Genomic DNA, 15,205 nt, shown 5'->3' with positions numbered 1-15,205 from the left:
TGGGGGAGGAATAGGTCGAGCCTTGCGTCCGTCGGCGGGCTTCTGTAGTCACCGCGCCGTTGGGGAGTAGCCGCCGGCAAGGATCAGCCGGGATCGCGTCAACACACTCGTCGTTCCCATGCGACGTGGTGCGATCAGCGGATTTCATATCCGCCTGGCGAGACCAGCGTGCTTTGCGACCCCACCGGCGGGGCCGTGAACGCGCTGTCCCGTGTGTCCGGCGAGTGCTCGTTTCCATGACCCCCATCTCCATCGCCGTGCTGTCGCTCAGCATGTCGGCCGACGCCTTTGCCGCCTCCGTGGGGCGCGGGGCGGCGCATCGTCCCAACTTTTCCACAGCCGTCAGAAGCGGCCTGGTGTTCGGCCTGATCGAGGCGATCACCCCCCTGATCGGCTGGGCCCTGGGTCTGGCGGCGGCCGGGTTCGTGGAGCGGGTCGATCACTGGATCGCCTTCGGTCTTCTGGCGGCGGTCGGCGGCAAGATGCTGTGGGAATCGTTCCAGCCGGTCGAGGCGGACGACGGGCGCAGGGCCGCGCGGCGCGGCGTGCTGGCCCTGATCGCCACGGCCATCGGCACCAGCATCGATGCGGCCGCTGTGGGCGTGGGCCTGGCCTTCATCGGCGCCAACATCTGGATCATCGCCGCCGCGATCGGCTTCACCACCTTCGTCATGACCACGGTCGGCATGCTGATCGGACGGGCGGTCGGTCTGAAGTTTGGCAAGATCGCCGAGATGATCGGCGGGGTGGCGTTGATCGGCCTGGGGACGATGATCCTGCTGGAGCACACGGGTGTGATCGGGGGGTAAAGGAGCGCGGACCTCCAGGTCCGCGTTTCTCGGTGGCAGGCGTTCGCGGACCTGGAGGTCCGCGCTCCTCAAGAGTTACTTCAACATCTCAAGATACGGCGGCAGGGTCTGGGTCGCCGGACCATACAGACCCAGGTCGAAGCGGTGGCTGCCGCTGGTCGGGGCCAGGTCGAATTCCACCGTCTGCGCCCCCGCCGCCCGGGCAATCTCGACGAAACCGGCAGCGGGCCAGACCGCACCCGATGTCCCGATGGACAGGAACAGGGCGCAGGCCTCGAGCGCCGCCTCGATCCGCTCCATCTGAAGCGGAATCTCCCCGAACCAGACGATGTGGGGGCGCAAGGTGCCGCGCGGGTGATGGGGCGAGGGCTCATCCACGGCCATATCGCCGGGCCAGTCGCAGATCGCGCCCGACACGGTGCAGCGCGCCTTCAGCAGTTCGCCATGCATGTGGACCAGGTCGAAGCCCGGGGCGGGTGCCACTTCCGCATGCGCCCGGTCGTGCAGGTCGTCGACATTCTGGGTGACCAGCAGGAATTCTCCCTGCCAGCGTGCCGCCAGTTCGGCCAAAGCCATGTGCGCGGCATTGGGCACGACGGTAGCCAGCAGGCGACGGCGCTGATTGTAGAAGTCCTGCACCTGGGCCGGATCGCGCGCAAAGGCCTCGGGCGTCGCCACATCCTCGATCCGATGCCCCATCCACAGCCCGTCCGACGCCCGAAACGTCGGCACGCCACTCTCGGCCGATATGCCGGCCCCGGTCAGGACGACGAGGTTGCGGTGGGTCATGGGGTTCCATAGCATCTGCGGTCTGTCATACAGGAGCGGCAACGCAGAGAGGTTCTTCGCGTGAAAACCTACTCCACCTGCATCGTCATCGTTCTGTTGGCAATTTCGATGGCGGGATGTGAAGGCGAGCCATCTTCGGGTGTGAGCAACGCCGAACGAGTTGCCCTATGGAGATCGGAGGCGGCAGACAATGCGCGGGCTGACGTCGAGTTGACGGTCGCCGTTCAAGGGACCGTTGCGGCGGTCAGCGCGACAAACCGCTCGGACAGGCCGCTTTGCACATCGGGAACTGTCTGGCCAGACAAGCAGATGGCAGGCGACGCGTTCCTGATTAGGGCTGGCGGCCGCTACTGGCTCTATGGCGGGCCGTTGTCCAGCATCATTGGCTATGATTCAATAGCTGTGGCCCCGGGTGAAACCTTGCGGGGCAGGGTGGACATCGCGCCGTATTATACTTTGCCTTCTGACGCCGGAATCGAGACAATCGAGTTTTCGGCTCGGTTCTATGACTGCGCACCCAAAGGAAACGCTAAATGAAAACCCGCGCCGCTGTCGCGTTCGAAGCCAAACGTCCGCTGGAGATCGTCGAGGTCGATCTGGAGGGGCCGCGTGCAGGCGAAGTGCTGATCGAGATCAAGGCGACGGGCATCTGTCACACCGACGCCTATACGCTGGACGGGCTGGACTCGGAGGGCATCTTCCCCAGCATCCTGGGTCACGAGGGCGCGGGCGTGGTGGTCGAGGTGGGGCCGGGCGTGACGTCGCTGGCCGTCGGCGATCACGTGATCCCGCTGTACACGCCGGAATGCCGTCAGTGTAAGTCGTGCCTGTCGCGCAAAACCAACCTCTGCACCTCGATCCGCGCCACCCAGGGCAAGGGCCTAATGCCGGACGGCACCAGCCGCTTCAGCTACAAGGGTCAGGCGATCGCCCACTACATGGGGTGTTCGACCTTCTCGAACTATACGGTGCTGCCGGAGATCGCGGTGGCGAAGATCCGCAAGGACGCCCCCTTCGACAAGGCCTGCTACATCGGCTGTGGCGTGACGACGGGCGTCGGCGCGGTGGTCAACACCGCCAAGGTCGAGCCGGGTGCCAACGCCGTGGTCTTCGGCCTGGGCGGCATCGGGCTGAACGTCATCCAGGGTCTGAAGATGGTCGGAGCCGACATGATCGTCGGCGTCGACATCAATGCCGACAAGGAAGAATGGGGTCGCCGCTTCGGCATGACCCATTTCGTCAATCCCAAGGAGGTGAGCGACGTCGTCGCCCATCTGGTCGAGATGACCGGCGGCGGGGCCGACTACACCTTCGACTGCACCGGCAACACCGTGGTCATGCGCCAGGCGCTGGAGGCGTGCCACCGCGGCTGGGGCGAAAGCATCGTCATCGGCGTGGCCGAGGCGGGCAAGGAAATCTCCACCCGCCCGTTCCAGCTGGTCACCGGCCGGGTGTGGCGCGGCTCGGCCTTCGGCGGTGCGCGAGGGCGGACGGATACGCCCCGGATCGTCGACTGGTACATGGACGGCAAGATCGAGATCGACCCCATGATCACCCACACCCTGCCGCTGGAGCGGATCAACGAGGCCTTTGACCTGATGCATGCGGGCGAGAGCATCCGTAGCGTGGTGGTGTTCTGACAGATTGACTGGCTAGCTTGGGCTTCTGCGGATCGACCTGTTCACATGCAAAAAGATCGTCTCGCTCTGAATCAGGAATTCTTCGAGCGCGCTTTGAAGGCTATCGATACCCTGACCGAAAGAGGAAATAAGTCAGGTGTGGCGCGCAACTATACCCGACTTCCGGGCTATCGGTTTATGTCGGCTCTACTGCTCTGGCGTCGGGGTGAAAATCCCCGTGATTACATCGACCAGGGCATCCAGACTCTGGAGGATAATGCGCCGTCCCTCATAAAAGAGATTCCGGACATAGGGCCGAGCGACTTCCATCTCGAGGTCGGCGCTGTGTTCGCTTTCCTGATTGGCCGTCCTTACTTCTATGACCTTCAGCCAGGGGAGATCGGTTATCCGGATGGTCGCCTTACCGTGCATCTATTGCACGCTCTAGAAGGTAGGCTTGATCGTCCTGCGATGGAGGCCGAACTGGAGTCGTTTGCGCGCAACAAGCGCCACGCCTTGGCGGCCAAAACCTACAGACAATACTTTGAAATCCTAGACGCCGCGGCGGTTGGGCGGCCCGTAGACGGCCTGATTGAACAGGCCGGCGTCCTTTACGAAAAGCGTGAAAAGAACGCATTCTATTCAGGCGGTCCGGCACTGGAAGGCGGCGGACCCGGCAACAGCGATCTAATCGACTACAACCTCGGTGCAGTTCTGAAATACATCGATTATCGAGGACCCTGCATCCACGCTTGGCGGTGGGGTTGAGCCGAAGATAAGGCCAGCCATCCAGGAAAGAAAACACATGTTCACACACATCACCATCGGCGCGAACGACATCGAGGCTTCGCGGAAATTCTATGATGCGGCCCTGGGCGCGCTGGGCATTCCGCCGGGCACGGATGACGACCGGGGCCGGGTGTGGTGGCGCACGCCGCGCGGGGCCTTTGCCATCACCAGGCCGCTGGACGGCCAGCCCGCCTGCCACGCCAATGGCGGCACCATCGGATTTGGCGCACGCGACGCCGAGGCCGTGAAGGCGTTCCACGACGCCGGCGTGGCGGCCGGCGGCACATCGATCGAGGACCCGCCCGGCGAGCGCAACGGCGCGTTCGGCACACTGGTGCTGGGCTATCTGCGGGACCCGTCCGGCAACAAGATCTGCGCCGTGCACCGGCCCGGGTGAGCCAGATCATGGACGTGACCAAGACCCACGCCGTCCACGGCGGCACCCTGCGCTATCTGAAGCACGACAGCGCGACGACCGGCACGCCCATGACACTGTCGGTCTTCGTGCCGCCGGGCCCCGACGGAAAAGGAACAGGGCCGTTTCCGGTGCTGATCTGGCTGTCGGGGCTGACCTGCACCGAGGACAATTTCACCACCAAGGGTGAGGCCTATCGGGCGGCGGCCGAGCACGGGATCATCGTTGTGGCCCCCGACACCTCGCCGCGTGGCCCCGATCTGAAGGGCGAAGGGGTGGCGGACGATGCGGCCTATGACCTGGGGCAGGGGGCGGGATTCTATGTCGATGCGACTGAAGGACCCTGGGCCCCGCATTTCCGGATGGAGACCTATGTCACCTCCGAGCTGATCGCCCTGATCGACAATCAGTTTCCGACGACGAAGACGCGGTCGATCAGCGGCCATTCGATGGGCGGACACGGGGCGCTGACGCTGGCGCTGCGGCATCCGCACCTGTTCCGTTCGGTCTCGGCCTTTGCCCCGATCGGGTCGCCGACGCGCTGTCCCTGGGGCGAAAAGGCTTTTGCGGCCTATCTGGGCGACGACCGGGACGAATGGGCGCGGCATGATGCGGCCCTGCTGATCGAAGCGGGCGCAGCGCGGGGCCACTACGACGACATCCTGATCGATCAGGGGGACGCCGATCAGTTCCTGACCGACCAGCTCAAGCCGGAGCTGTTGCAGGCCGCGGCCGAGGCGGCAGGTCAGCCAGTCACCCTTCGCATGCAGCCCGGATACGACCATTCCTATTTCTTCATGGCCAGTTTCATGGCGGATCATGTGGCGTTTCATGCCACACGTCTGCGCGACTGAAGGACGACTGCCATGACCGACACTGCCCCCAACTACGACGACCTATTCGCCGCCCTGTGCCGCGAGGTCGGCTTCTGCCTGCATCCCAAGGGCGAGGCCAGGGTGCGCGCCGCCCTGGCCAACGGGCTGGACGCGGCCACCAGGGCCGTGTTCGAGGCGGACGGAGCGGACTTCACCGCCGCCAACGGCGATCAGCGCCGTGCGGTGCGGGACTGCCTTAAGGCGAACCTGCCTGCGACTGAGGGTTAGGTTTCGTCGTCTTCATCGACCGGGGGCGAAGGAGACGTTGTCGTCGTTGTGGTCGTCGTCACCGTCGTGCTGCTCTGATTGACGGAGTAGCTGACTGTACATCCCGGCGTGGGGATGAAGTCTCCTCGGCTGGTATGGCAGGTCGACTGCGCCTGCATCGTCGAGGGCGTGGCTGCACTCATACAGCCGCCGAGGATGAGCAGAGCAGCGGGGGCCAGAAGGCTGAGATTGCGACGACGCATGGAGACGCTCCGTTCCAGGGTCGTCACCTTCCCGGATGGATTGCAACTCTGCAAGCGCACAAGGTTCAGCATTTTCTTGTCTGCACCTTTGGATCAGGCACAACAGCCCCTACATGCCGGTAGCCTCATTCTGTCGAAAGGATCTCTTCCATGGCCTTCACCCTCGCCCCCCTGCCTTATGCCTATGACGCGCTGGAGCCGGCCATCGACAAGGAGACGATGACCTTCCACCACGACAAGCACCATCAGGCCTATGTCGACAATCTGAACAAGTTCGTGGACGCCACGCCTGCCGCCCAGGGCAAGAGCCTGGAAGAGCTGCTGGCCGTGATCTCGACCCTGCCCAAGCCGATCCGCAACAACGGCGGTGGTCACTGGAACCATGCTCTGTTCTGGGAGCTGCTGGCCCCCGTCGGCGAAACGGGCGAGCCGTCGGCTGAGCTGGCCGCCGCCATCGACCGCGACTTGGGCGGAATGGACAAGTTCAAGGAAGACTTCAACGCCGCCGGTGCTGGCCAGTTCGGCTCGGGCTGGGCCTGGCTGATCGTGCAGGACGGCAAGCTGAAGGTCACCTCGACCCCGAACCAGGACAATCCCCTGATGGACGACGTGGCCGAGAAGGGCGCTGTCGTCCTGGCCGCCGACGTGTGGGAACACGCCTATTACTTGAAATACCAGAACCGCCGCCCGGACTATCTCAAGGCCTTCTGGACCGTGGTGAACTGGAACAAGGCCAACGAACTGTTCGCCGCCGCCACCGCCTGATGCTGATGACGCCCGCCGGATCGATCCGGCGGGCGTTTCTCTTTCCGAACCGGAGCCGATGATGCGCCTGACCCTGACCGCCGTTTCCGCCCTGGCCCTGACCATGGCGGCATGCTCCCCCCTGCCGCCGAAAAGGCCGCCGAGACGCCGGCCACCGCGTCTGCCACCACCACCCAGTCCACGAACGAGGCCTTCGCCTTCAAGATCGGCGCGCTGGACGCCTATGCCCTACAGGACGGTAGCCTGTCGGTGCCGAACAATGGCGAGGTGCTGGCGATCGGCGAGGCCAAGGCGGATGTGGATGCGCTGCTGACCGCCAACGCATTGCCGACCGATACGCTGGGCCTCAGCATCCAGCCGCTGCTGGTCAAGATGGGCGACAAGGTCGTGCTGTTCGACACGGGCGCGGGCGGTCAGATGGGCACGGAGGGCAAGCTGCTGACGTCGCTCACTGCGGCGGGCGTGCAGCCGGGTCAGGTCACCGATATCCTGATTTCGCACGCGCATGGCGACCACGTTGGCGGTCTGGTCAATGGCGAGGGTCAACTGGTGTTTCCGAACGCCACCATCCGCATGACGACTGACGAGTGGGACGCCCTGAAAGCCGATCCCACGATGACCGCACTGGTCACGGGCCTGACGCCCAAGGTGCAGACCTTTGCGGCCGGTGCCGAGGTCCTGCCCGGGGTGACGGCGGTCGACATCCAGGGCCATACACCCGGCCACACCGGCTATCAGATCGCCTCGGCCAACGAGGGCCTGCTCTACATCGGCGACACCATGCACCACTCCGTGATCTCGGTGCAGCGCCCGGACTGGACTATCCAGTTCGACGGGCGGGCTGATGTCGCCGAGGCCAGCCGCCGGGCCTTGCTGGAGCGCGCGGCTAGCGAAAACCTGCGCCTGTACGCCGTCCACTTTCCCTATCCGGGCCTGGGCCGGATCGAGCGGCGGGCCGACGACTTCGTATGGGTGGCCGAGCCGGGGCCTGCCGCCCGATAGGTCCGGGTGATGGCAAGGAACGGTTAAGCCTGATCGTTAGGCCTGCGCTCAAGGTTCCGCATTAGGAGCTGCTGCAGTTTCAGTTCGTTGCGGCAGTTCGTATGCGTGTGTTTTCGTGCCTGGTGGAGGATCACAACCTCTACCTGACGGCCCTTGCGGCCGTGATCTGCGTATTGGGGGCCGTCATCATGGCCCGACTATACCGCAAGGTGAGGGCCAGCCGCCGGCGGATGCGCTGGTCCTGGCTGTTCCTGGGGGCTGTGGCTGGCGGAGCCACCATCTGGTGCACCCATTTCGTGGCCATGATGGCCTATCGACCCGGCGTCGAGATCACCTATGCGCCCTTCCTGACAGGAATATCGTTGCTGGTCGCGATCGTCGGCTGCGGACTGGCCATGGCCATGGGGTCGCAGCGGCACCGTCTGTCGCCCGAAGCGGGCGGCGTGACCTTTGGTCTGACGGTGGCGGCCATGCACTATGTCGGCATGGCGGCCTTCACCGCCGATGCCCTGGTGATCTGGTCGCCGGTCTATGTGGCCGCATCCCTGATCGCGGCGGTGGTGTTCGGCGCTCTGGCCTTTGCCCAGGTCCGGAACACGGTGTCGGGGCTGAAGACCTATATCGCCCCCGGCTTGCTGGTTCTGGCGATCGTGTCGTTGCACTTCACCGGCATGGGGGCCATGACCATCCTGCCCCTGGCCCCGGTCGAAGGCGCAGTCACGGGTGATGTTGCCTCCGCCCTTCTGGCCGTGGGCGTGGCCGTGGTCGGTTTTCTGATCCTGGGCGTCGCGATCGCCAGCCATGCGCTGGAGGACCAGACCAGCCGGGATTCCAACAGCCGCCTCTATCAGCTGATCGAGGGCAGCGTGGACGGGATGCTGGTCGAAAGCGAGGGCGTGATCCTGATCGGCAACGCAGCCTTTGCGGGTCTGTGCCGCGTTGCGGTCGATGATCTGGTGGGAGAGCCGCTGGAACGCTGGCTGGACGAGGAAGCGCGGTCCGCAGACGGCATGCTGGTTCAGGGAGCCCTTACGGCCAGCGACGGCGAGGCGATCCCGGTCGAGATCGCCGTGCGCGCGGCGCGGCGCGACGACGGGGCCGGTCACTATCGCATTTTTGCGGTCCGCGACCTGCGGGCCCGGCTGGCGCAGGAGCGTCGCATCGTCCATCTGGCCCGCAACGACAGCCTGACCGGACTGCCCAACCGCGTGTCGTTCCTGGAGGAGATGGAGCGCCGGGTCGCCCAGTCGGGTGGCCAGCAGTTTGCCCTGTTCGCCATCGACCTGAACCGGTTCAAGGAGGTCAACGACGTCTATGGCCACGGGGTCGGCGACCGGCTGCTGATCCATGTCGCCGATCGGATGATGGCGACCCGCACTGAAGGCGACTTCGTTGCGCGGCTGGGCGGTGACGAATTCATGGCCCTGACCCCTGTCACGAGCCGGCTGCACGCCATGGAGGCGGCCGAGCGTCTGCGCAGCGCCATCATGGAGCCGATGCAGGCGGACCATGCCGATGTGCAGTGCGGTGCCGCCATCGGCATCGCCCTGTGGCCCGATGACGCGCGCGAGGCGTCCGTCCTGATCAACAATGCCGATCTGGCCATGTATCGGGCCAAGGCCGCGCTGGCGACCGACGTCTGCTTCTACGAGGAGGCGATGGACGAGGCTGTGCGCGATCGTCGACGCCTGACGCAGGGATTGCGCGAGGCCCTGGATAACGACCGGTTCGAGCTGCACTATCAGGTCCAGGCCTCGCTCTCGACCGGCAAGGCGACCGGGTTCGAGGCCTTGTTGCGCTGGAAGCAGCCGGACGGCTCCTACATTCCGCCGGATCAATTCATTCCCTTGGCTGAAGAGACCGGCCTGATCCTGCCGATCGGGGAGTGGGTTCTGCGGGCCGCCTGTGTCGAGGCCGCCAGCTGGGAGGTGCCGCACCGGATCGCGGTCAATCTTTCGCCGGTCCAGCTGTCGCACATCGACCTGCCCCGACTGGTGCACCAGATCCTGATCGAGACGGGGCTGAAGCCCGAGCGGCTGGAACTGGAGATCACCGAGACGGCCATGATCGCCGACATGGAACGCACGACCCATATCCTGCGCCAGCTCAAGCTGCTGGGCGTGTCTGTGGCCATGGATGACTTCGGTACCGGCTATTCGTCCCTGTCCACGCTGCGGGCCTTCCCCTTCGACAAGATCAAGCTGGACCGGTCCTTCATGTCAGAACTGGAGGGAAGCCAGCAGTCCAAGGCCATCATCCGCGCCGTCCTGGCCCTGGGCGAGAGTCTGGACATCCCTGTCCTTGCCGAGGGTGTCGAAACCCGGATCCAGCTGGAATTCCTGCGGGCCCAAGGGTGCGACGAGGTCCAGGGCTATCTGTTGGGCCGCCCGTCGCGCGATGGCCAAAACAACACCGATGCCGAGGCCGACCTGACAGTAGAGGCTGCGGAGGCGTCCCAGGCGGCTTGACTCCGGAAGGCGCGACGTCGATAAGCGCCGCCTTCACGTCGTCGGGGCAACCCTTCGATGCGATGACACTACGGACGATGCGTGGACCGCCGTTGAGATCGTCTCTCCATCTGGGGAGGGACCGGGCCGCATCATATAAGAGAGTGACACATGTCCAAGCGCCACAGCGCCAAGTACAAACTCGATCGGGTCATGGGTGAAAACCTGTGGGGCCGCGCGAAATCTCCCGTCAACAAGCGGTCCTATGGCCCTGGCCAGCACGGCCAGCGCCGCAAGTCGAAAGTCTCGGACTTCGGCCTGCAGCTGAAGGCCAAGCAGAAGCTGAAGGGCTACTACGGCAACATCACCGAGAAGCAGTTCTTCGCCACCTATGAAGAAGCCTCGCGCCGCAAGGGCAACAGCTCCGAGAACCTGATCGGCCTGCTGGAATCGCGCCTGGACGCCATCGTCTATCGCGCCAAATTCGTCCCGACCGTCTGGGCCGCCCGCCAGTTCGTCAGCCACGGCCACGTGACTGTCGACGGCAAGAAGGTCGACATCGGCTCGTACCGCGTCAAGCCGGGCCAGGTCATCGAGGTCAAGGAAAAGAGCCGCAACATGGCCCTGGTCCTGGAAGCGCAGCAGTCGTCGGAACGCGATATCCCGGACTACATCGAACTGGGCGACCGCGGCTTCTCGGTCCGCTACGTGCGCGTGCCGGAGCTGGCCGACGTGCCGTTCCCGGTGAAGATGGAGCCGAACCTGATCGTGGAATACTACTCCTCGTAAGGCGGTTGATCGCTGGTTCAGCGAGACAAAATTCTGGAAAGGGCCCCGGAGCGATCCGGGGCCCTTTCTATTTCACGGAACCGGGGTTCACCTGTGACGCGAACAGGCGCACTATGATAAAGTTCAGAGACGGTCTGGAGGGCCGGGGCATGAAATCGATCGCTAGTCTGGCCGGCGCGACCCTTCTGGCCATCAGCCTTTCGGCCTGTGCCCTGTCAAACCCTTTTGCGGATGCTGATGTGGTGGCGCACGGTTCGATGCCCGGTCAGATGGAGCCGGTCCACGCCGCCGTCATCGCCCATGACCAGGCTCTGTTCCGCGTCACCTCCAACGGCTGTACCGCCAAGGCCGATCTGACGCCCGTTGTGCGCCAGACGCGGGACGAAGCGGTCATCACCCTGCGCCGGATCAAGGAAGACCGCTGCCAGCGACCCGTCACCGACGGTCTGGAGATCACCTGGACCTTCGAGGAACTGGGCCTGGCACCCGGCGCGCGGGTTTCGGTCGAAAACCCCTACCAGCTGCCGCGAACCTGATACCGGTCAGACCCGGTCTTTACGCTGACCGCCGGCCGACAATGTCCTGATCAGCCCTCCGGTGCCTGCTGCCCGGTGTTGCTGTCCGACGCCGTGCACCGTGGATCGCCCGGGCATGTCGGAAGCGGTGGCGGCGGCGGCGGGGGAGGCGGCGGGGGAGGCGGCGGCATGGGGATGTCGGGCGTCGGCGGTACCGGCGGATCCTGTGGCTGCTGACTGCAGGACGCCATCACCAGGGCAACGGTTCCAATGGCCCATGGCGTCAACAGGGTCAGTACGCGACCAGCAGACTTCAACATCGGATGTCTCCCCAACGGCGAAGCCAGACAAGAACGCCCTGATGGCGCGCGCGTCAATAACAATGTTCAGTCAAGAGGGGCCGGACTGGCAGGGGAGTATGGCCCAACCCTTGTTCTTCAACTGCGCCGCCAGCCAGGGTCGATAGGTCACCGCCCCTTTCGGTCGCAGGTCGACAATGCAGGTTGCGGTCTTTTCGCCGTCAGAGTGCAGACGATAGTGGAAGCGTATGACAAGGCGCTCGGCACGGTCCAGCGCCTGGCTTGCGCTGGTGAAGTTGCGGTAGGCGTCACAGTGGCCAGAAGGCGCGCAGTTGCTGCTGTTGAGGACAAAGCCGATATACTCTGACCGTGAGGAGCCGCCCGCCACGTCCAGCGTCCGGCGAGGCTCCTCGATGGCCAGGAAATTGCCGTTCAGGACACAGCGTGACGTGACCGGACAGTTCGCAGCCTGACGCGCAGCCGTCTCGCTGAACACCGGCGTCACCAGGGTCTGGTACCGGAACACAGCATCGCGATCGCCCGGGGCATCGATTTGCATCGTGATGCGGGTGACGACGTCGCCATAGTTTGCGCTGGCCGTGTTGACCAGCGCCGTATCCACTCCGGCCGTCAGGACGGCATTCTCTATGGCTGTTAGTGAAGGATCATTGCTGGCGTCGCGGTAGAAGAAGATGTTTTCCGGCGGCACCGCTGTGACCACCGACCCACGCAGCACAAACCAGGCCGAAGTTGTCAGCGTGATCAGAGACAGCATGACCGCCACGGCCGCTACGGCGGCTTCTGACGTAACTTCGGGCCAGCGGATCTTGGCCGGCGCTCGCCGTCGTATCGGCTTTCTGACCATGGTCCCTCCACCAGGGCCGACTATGCTGCATATCCGTGATTTCCCAAAGTCATGGCTCCACCTTGCGGATTGTTCACGTGCCATTCGCCCGGGCAGGCGGCAGATTGAAGATCAAGCGTCACATCAGGTGACGTCATTGCTCTCTCGCCCTTTTCGAATGGAACACCTCATGCTGCGTCGTCTCGCCATAGCTGCCGTCCTGACGGCCTTTACCGCCCCACTGCTGGGTGGCTGCATCATCATCGCCACGGACAAGCCGACGACCCGGGTCGTGCATCAGTCTTCGGACGCGGCCCAGTGAAGCGCATATTCCTGGCCTCAGCCTTGATCGCGCCCCTGCTGTCGGGCTGCGTCATCTATGCCAATGACGAGGGCAAGACCGATGTGGTGCGCCTGTCCGATGCGGCGTCGACCTCGCTCGAAGCCGTGGGTGAGCCGCGCGTCGAGAACGGTCGTCTGATCGTGCGCGTGGGCTCGAACGGCTGCACCAGCCTGGACAGTTTCGAGGTCCAGCTGACCGAAGCGGCGGACGGCTACACGGATGTGGTCCTGAACCGCCGGGCTCCGGACATGTGCAAGGCTCTGGTGGCCGAGGGCGTCGAACTGTCGTGGAGTTTTGCGACCCTGGGCCTGGCCCCGGATGCACGCCTGCGCCTGATCAATCCGCAGACGCTCTAGTCAGCGGGCCTGAAAGGCCGGCAGCATGTCTGCCGGGATTCTATGCGGCCGCATCGTCTGCGCATCGACCAGTACCCATTCGGAGACGCCCTGGGCACAGACCTGGCCCTCGGCATTCTCGATGCGGACATAGCGGTTGAAGCGCGGGCCCTGCGGATCGCCGACCCAGGTGCGCGCGACGACGCCGGTTGCGTCGGGCATCAGGGGGCGCAGATAGTCGATCTCGTGCCGGACACCGACCCAGGACCATTTGGAGCGGGTCGCCGCGTCGAAGCGGGCGGTCCAGTGGGCCGTGCCGGCATCCTGAAGCCAGCCGACATAGACGACATTGTTGACGTGGCCGTTCTCGTCGATGTGCTCGGGCCGGATCGTCAGGGGTACGACGAAGATCTCGCGGTCCTCGCGCGGTTGCAGGACCGGGCGGGCCATCAGGCGTCGGCGTCCTCACCCATGGGCACGCCCTTTTCGGCCATCAGGGCCTGAAGCTCACCGGCATTGAACATCTCGCGCACGATGTCCGAGCCACCGACGAACTCGCCCTTCACATACAGCTGGGGGATGGTCGGCCAGTCGCTGAAGCTCTTGATGCCGTCGCGCAGACCCTCGTCCTGAAGCACGTCTACCCCGACGAAGGGCGCGCCGATATGGTCCAAGATTTGGACAGCCAGGGATGAGAAGCCACAGCGCGGCGCGTCCGGCGTGCCCTTCATGAACAGAACGACCGGATGGGTCTGCACCGCATCGGTAATGAAGGCATGGATGGGGTCGGCGGAAGTCACGGCTTGATCGGTCACTGAAGGGGGCCTTTCGTGAAGGCCGTCAGCTAGGGACCGGGCGGGCCAGGGTCAAGGGCGCGGGCCATTTATGACGCGGTGTTGAATGGGGTCAGGCCGCGACGGACTTGGCACCGGCCACACGCGCCATCTCGATCTGGGCGGCCAGGCCGGGCGGCAGGTCGCGGTCGGGGATGGCAGCCAGCTGGTTCAGACGATCGACATCCTCGGCATGGATCATGGCGCTGGAGATCGACGGATCGGTCAGCACATAGGCCAGGCAGATTTCCTCGGCCGTCCAGTTGGGCGTGCGATGCAGGAAGGCGAAGGTGCCTGCACCGCGCAGGGGGTCCGACTTGGCCCGACCGCCGGAGCCGCCGAAGCCGAACAGACCCCTTTTCTTGGGCTCCGCATGAACCATTTCGGCCTTTTGGGCCGTATCCAGGCTCTCCGGGAAATAGCCGATGGCGAAGACGGCCATGTCCTTTTCGCGGGCATCGCGCAGACGCGAGCGGACCTGCCAGGGCGAGTTCACATGATACGGCGTGACCAGCACGTCGAAGGCCCCGGTCGAGACATAGGCGTCCATCACCTCACCATCACCCGCCACGCCCAGCAGGCGGACGCGATCGGTAGCGCGCAGGGCCTTCAGCGCATTCAGAGACGATTGGGGCAGTTCGTCATGCATCGGCTGATCCAGCAGAGCCTGGTCGAACCAGCCCAGCGACGAGGCGTGCAGGGCGCGGTCCATGCAGGCCGTCATCCCCTCGGCCGAGAAGTCGCGGTCCGACCCCTTGCGACCGTCTCCGGCCCCCAGCGTCAGCGAGATCTGCAGCAGGCGGCGATCCACCTCCTTCAGACTGTCGCCCAGGATTTCGGCCAGCACGGGGTTGGCGTCGCGCAGGCGATAGCTGTTGATGCCTGCTTCCAGCGCAGCATAGATGATCGCGCGCGCCGCCTCGGGGCCACGGGCGATGTCGCGCGAGCTGAGGCCCAGGGTCACGGCCGAGACCGCCTGTCCTTTGTGGCCGAAGGGACGGTAACGCATGGCTCAGGCCTCCGTCGGCGTCGAGGTTTCGAGCGCCAGCGCGTGCAGTTCGCCGCCCATCTTGCCCTTCAGCGCGGCATAGACCAGCTGATGCTGGCGCACGCGCGGAAGGCCCGCAAAGGCGGTCGAAACGATCCGCGCCCGATAGTGGTCGCCGTCGCCCGCCAGATCGTCGATGGCGATCTCGGCATCGGGAAAGGCCTCGACCAGATGGCCGCGAAGCTCTTCGACAGGCATGGGCATGGGCGCGGCGATCTC

21 protein-coding genes and 1 riboswitch are annotated in these 15,205 nt (G+C 64.8%); of the genes, 14 read left to right on the top strand and 7 right to left on the bottom strand.

The annotated features are described in order from the left end of the window. Positions 1-49: 49 nt before the first annotated feature. A riboswitch (yybP-ykoY riboswitch) is annotated at positions 50-156 on the top strand. An 80-nt stretch (positions 157-236) separates the two neighbouring features. Continuing rightward, complete coding sequence (locus tag AC4PRM_RS02710; RefSeq protein ID WP_492038689.1) at positions 237-809, top strand: manganese efflux pump MntP; 573 nt, start codon at positions 237-239, stop codon at positions 807-809. 75 nt (positions 810-884) lie between these two features. On the opposite strand, the gene AC4PRM_RS02705 is transcribed toward AC4PRM_RS02710, so the two are convergent. After that, on the bottom strand, positions 885-1,598 hold the full coding sequence (locus AC4PRM_RS02705) for an NAD-dependent deacylase (protein ID WP_492038688.1): 714 nt from the start codon (positions 1,596-1,598) through the stop codon (positions 885-887). Between the two features lie 60 nt (positions 1,599-1,658). On the opposite strand from AC4PRM_RS02705, the gene AC4PRM_RS02700 reads away from it, so the two are divergent. Genes AC4PRM_RS02700 through AC4PRM_RS02675 form a run of 6 tightly spaced genes read left to right on the top strand, consistent with a single transcriptional unit; the run spans position 1,659 to position 5,524 of the window. Further along, positions 1,659-2,135 (top strand): hypothetical protein, encoded by a 477-nt coding sequence (locus tag AC4PRM_RS02700; RefSeq protein WP_492038687.1) that lies wholly within the window; start codon positions 1,659-1,661, stop codon positions 2,133-2,135. After that, positions 2,132-3,238, top strand: a complete 1,107-nt coding sequence (locus AC4PRM_RS02695; protein WP_492038686.1) for an S-(hydroxymethyl)glutathione dehydrogenase/class III alcohol dehydrogenase — start codon at positions 2,132-2,134, stop codon at positions 3,236-3,238. Before AC4PRM_RS02700 ends, AC4PRM_RS02695 begins: the two co-directional genes overlap by 4 nt. Before the next feature lie 45 nt (positions 3,239-3,283). Beyond that, the gene (locus AC4PRM_RS02690) at positions 3,284-3,985 is read left to right on the top strand and encodes a hypothetical protein (RefSeq protein WP_492038685.1); all 702 of its coding nucleotides are present in this window, start codon (positions 3,284-3,286) and stop codon (positions 3,983-3,985) included. Between the two features lie 37 nt (positions 3,986-4,022). Beyond that, positions 4,023-4,403 (top strand): VOC family protein, encoded by a 381-nt coding sequence (locus tag AC4PRM_RS02685; protein ID WP_487922835.1) that lies wholly within the window; start codon positions 4,023-4,025, stop codon positions 4,401-4,403. An 8-nt stretch (positions 4,404-4,411) separates the two neighbouring features. Continuing rightward, positions 4,412-5,275: an S-formylglutathione hydrolase gene (gene fghA / locus AC4PRM_RS02680; RefSeq protein ID WP_492038684.1), complete on the top strand. Its 864-nt coding sequence runs from the start codon at positions 4,412-4,414 to the stop codon at positions 5,273-5,275. A gap of 12 nt (positions 5,276-5,287) precedes the next feature. Continuing rightward, positions 5,288-5,524: a hypothetical protein gene (locus AC4PRM_RS02675; RefSeq protein ID WP_492038683.1), complete on the top strand. Its 237-nt coding sequence runs from the start codon at positions 5,288-5,290 to the stop codon at positions 5,522-5,524. Here AC4PRM_RS02675 and AC4PRM_RS02670 read toward each other — a convergent pair. Beyond that, on the bottom strand, positions 5,521-5,766 hold the full coding sequence (locus tag AC4PRM_RS02670) for a hypothetical protein (protein WP_492038682.1): 246 nt from the start codon (positions 5,764-5,766) through the stop codon (positions 5,521-5,523). The two genes, AC4PRM_RS02675 and AC4PRM_RS02670, sit on opposite strands and share 4 nt — an antisense overlap. 150 nt (positions 5,767-5,916) lie before the next feature. Between AC4PRM_RS02670 and AC4PRM_RS02665 the strand changes: the two genes are divergently transcribed. From AC4PRM_RS02665 to AC4PRM_RS02645, 5 genes are all read left to right on the top strand, one after another. Then, complete coding sequence (locus AC4PRM_RS02665) at positions 5,917-6,531, top strand: superoxide dismutase (RefSeq protein ID WP_373255968.1); 615 nt, start codon at positions 5,917-5,919, stop codon at positions 6,529-6,531. A 111-nt stretch (positions 6,532-6,642) separates the two neighbouring features. Further along, positions 6,643-7,533, top strand: coding sequence for an MBL fold metallo-hydrolase (locus tag AC4PRM_RS02660; RefSeq protein ID WP_492038681.1), 891 nt, complete (start codon positions 6,643-6,645; stop codon positions 7,531-7,533). 101 nt (positions 7,534-7,634) lie between these two features. Next, entirely contained in the window at positions 7,635-10,001 is a 2,367-nt protein-coding gene (locus AC4PRM_RS02655; RefSeq protein WP_492038680.1) for a bifunctional diguanylate cyclase/phosphodiesterase, read from the top strand. A gap of 150 nt (positions 10,002-10,151) precedes the next feature. Next, positions 10,152-10,769, top strand: coding sequence for a 30S ribosomal protein S4 (gene rpsD, locus AC4PRM_RS02650; RefSeq protein WP_373255965.1), 618 nt, complete (start codon positions 10,152-10,154; stop codon positions 10,767-10,769). A 149-nt stretch (positions 10,770-10,918) separates the two neighbouring features. Further along, positions 10,919-11,305: a hypothetical protein gene (locus tag AC4PRM_RS02645; protein WP_492038679.1), complete on the top strand. Its 387-nt coding sequence runs from the start codon at positions 10,919-10,921 to the stop codon at positions 11,303-11,305. Between the two features lie 369 nt (positions 11,306-11,674). On the opposite strand, the gene AC4PRM_RS02640 is transcribed toward AC4PRM_RS02645, so the two are convergent. Next, positions 11,675-12,448 carry a hypothetical protein gene (locus AC4PRM_RS02640; protein WP_492038678.1) on the bottom strand — a complete coding sequence of 258 codons (774 nt, stop codon included), beginning with the start codon at positions 12,446-12,448 and terminating at the stop codon, positions 11,675-11,677. A 169-nt stretch (positions 12,449-12,617) separates the two neighbouring features. Here AC4PRM_RS02640 and AC4PRM_RS02635 point away from each other — a divergent pair, with 169 nt between their 5' ends. Together AC4PRM_RS02635 and AC4PRM_RS02630 are read left to right on the top strand one after the other, a co-directional pair. Next, the gene (locus tag AC4PRM_RS02635; RefSeq protein ID WP_373255961.1) at positions 12,618-12,749 is read left to right on the top strand and encodes a hypothetical protein; all 132 of its coding nucleotides are present in this window, start codon (positions 12,618-12,620) and stop codon (positions 12,747-12,749) included. Continuing rightward, complete coding sequence (locus AC4PRM_RS02630; RefSeq protein ID WP_492038677.1) at positions 12,746-13,126, top strand: hypothetical protein; 381 nt, start codon at positions 12,746-12,748, stop codon at positions 13,124-13,126. Before AC4PRM_RS02635 ends, AC4PRM_RS02630 begins: the two co-directional genes overlap by 4 nt. Here AC4PRM_RS02630 and AC4PRM_RS02625 read toward each other — a convergent pair whose 3' ends face one another. The 4 genes from AC4PRM_RS02625 to AC4PRM_RS02610 form a co-directional block, all read right to left on the bottom strand. Beyond that, positions 13,127-13,555 (bottom strand): acyl-CoA thioesterase, encoded by a 429-nt coding sequence (locus tag AC4PRM_RS02625; RefSeq protein WP_492038676.1) that lies wholly within the window; start codon positions 13,553-13,555, stop codon positions 13,127-13,129. It lies immediately after the preceding gene. Continuing rightward, the gene (gene grxD, locus AC4PRM_RS02620; protein WP_487922845.1) at positions 13,555-13,920 is read right to left on the bottom strand and encodes a Grx4 family monothiol glutaredoxin; all 366 of its coding nucleotides are present in this window, start codon (positions 13,918-13,920) and stop codon (positions 13,555-13,557) included. The genes AC4PRM_RS02625 and grxD overlap by 1 nt, the downstream gene beginning before the upstream one ends. Before the next feature lie 91 nt (positions 13,921-14,011). Next, a complete protein-coding gene (locus AC4PRM_RS02615) occupies positions 14,012-14,947 on the bottom strand; it encodes an aldo-keto reductase family protein (RefSeq protein WP_373255957.1) in 936 nt (311 codons plus the stop codon). Positions 14,948-14,950: 3 nt separating this feature from the next. Continuing rightward, complete coding sequence (locus tag AC4PRM_RS02610) at positions 14,951-15,190, bottom strand: BolA family protein (RefSeq protein WP_492038675.1); 240 nt, start codon at positions 15,188-15,190, stop codon at positions 14,951-14,953. Positions 15,191-15,205 lie beyond the last annotated feature (15 nt).

It is taken from the genome of Brevundimonas sp. DW-iso22 (assembly GCF_058725425.1).
Note: the sequence above shows the minus strand (reverse complement) of the source record. Positions and strands in the feature narration are given on the sequence as shown.

Excerpts from the sequence above, each read along its gene's own strand:
- AC4PRM_RS02710 (WP_492038689.1), top strand. The coding sequence starts at position 237 with ATGACCCCCATCTCCATCGCCGTGCTGTCGCTCAGCATGTCGGCCGAC.
- AC4PRM_RS02705 (WP_492038688.1), bottom strand. The coding sequence starts at position 1,598 with ATGACCCACCGCAACCTCGTCGTCCTGACCGGGGCCGGCATATCGGCC.
- AC4PRM_RS02695 (WP_492038686.1), top strand. The coding sequence starts at position 2,132 with ATGAAAACCCGCGCCGCTGTCGCGTTCGAAGCCAAACGTCCGCTGGAG.
- AC4PRM_RS02690 (WP_492038685.1), top strand. The coding sequence starts at position 3,284 with ATGCAAAAAGATCGTCTCGCTCTGAATCAGGAATTCTTCGAGCGCGCT.
- AC4PRM_RS02685 (WP_487922835.1), top strand. The coding sequence starts at position 4,023 with ATGTTCACACACATCACCATCGGCGCGAACGACATCGAGGCTTCGCGG.
- fghA (WP_492038684.1), top strand. The coding sequence starts at position 4,412 with ATGGACGTGACCAAGACCCACGCCGTCCACGGCGGCACCCTGCGCTAT.
- AC4PRM_RS02675 (WP_492038683.1), top strand. The coding sequence starts at position 5,288 with ATGACCGACACTGCCCCCAACTACGACGACCTATTCGCCGCCCTGTGC.
- AC4PRM_RS02670 (WP_492038682.1), bottom strand. The coding sequence starts at position 5,766 with ATGCGTCGTCGCAATCTCAGCCTTCTGGCCCCCGCTGCTCTGCTCATC.
- AC4PRM_RS02665 (WP_373255968.1), top strand. The coding sequence starts at position 5,917 with ATGGCCTTCACCCTCGCCCCCCTGCCTTATGCCTATGACGCGCTGGAG.
- AC4PRM_RS02660 (WP_492038681.1), top strand. The coding sequence starts at position 6,643 with ATGCTCCCCCCTGCCGCCGAAAAGGCCGCCGAGACGCCGGCCACCGCG.
- AC4PRM_RS02655 (WP_492038680.1), top strand. The coding sequence starts at position 7,635 with ATGCGTGTGTTTTCGTGCCTGGTGGAGGATCACAACCTCTACCTGACG.
- rpsD (WP_373255965.1), top strand. The coding sequence starts at position 10,152 with ATGTCCAAGCGCCACAGCGCCAAGTACAAACTCGATCGGGTCATGGGT.
- AC4PRM_RS02645 (WP_492038679.1), top strand. The coding sequence starts at position 10,919 with ATGAAATCGATCGCTAGTCTGGCCGGCGCGACCCTTCTGGCCATCAGC.
- AC4PRM_RS02640 (WP_492038678.1), bottom strand. The coding sequence starts at position 12,448 with ATGGTCAGAAAGCCGATACGACGGCGAGCGCCGGCCAAGATCCGCTGG.
- AC4PRM_RS02635 (WP_373255961.1), top strand. The coding sequence starts at position 12,618 with ATGCTGCGTCGTCTCGCCATAGCTGCCGTCCTGACGGCCTTTACCGCC.
- AC4PRM_RS02625 (WP_492038676.1), bottom strand. The coding sequence starts at position 13,555 with ATGGCCCGCCCGGTCCTGCAACCGCGCGAGGACCGCGAGATCTTCGTC.
- AC4PRM_RS02615 (WP_373255957.1), bottom strand. The coding sequence starts at position 14,947 with ATGCGTTACCGTCCCTTCGGCCACAAAGGACAGGCGGTCTCGGCCGTG.
- AC4PRM_RS02610 (WP_492038675.1), bottom strand. The coding sequence starts at position 15,190 with ATGCCCATGCCTGTCGAAGAGCTTCGCGGCCATCTGGTCGAGGCCTTT.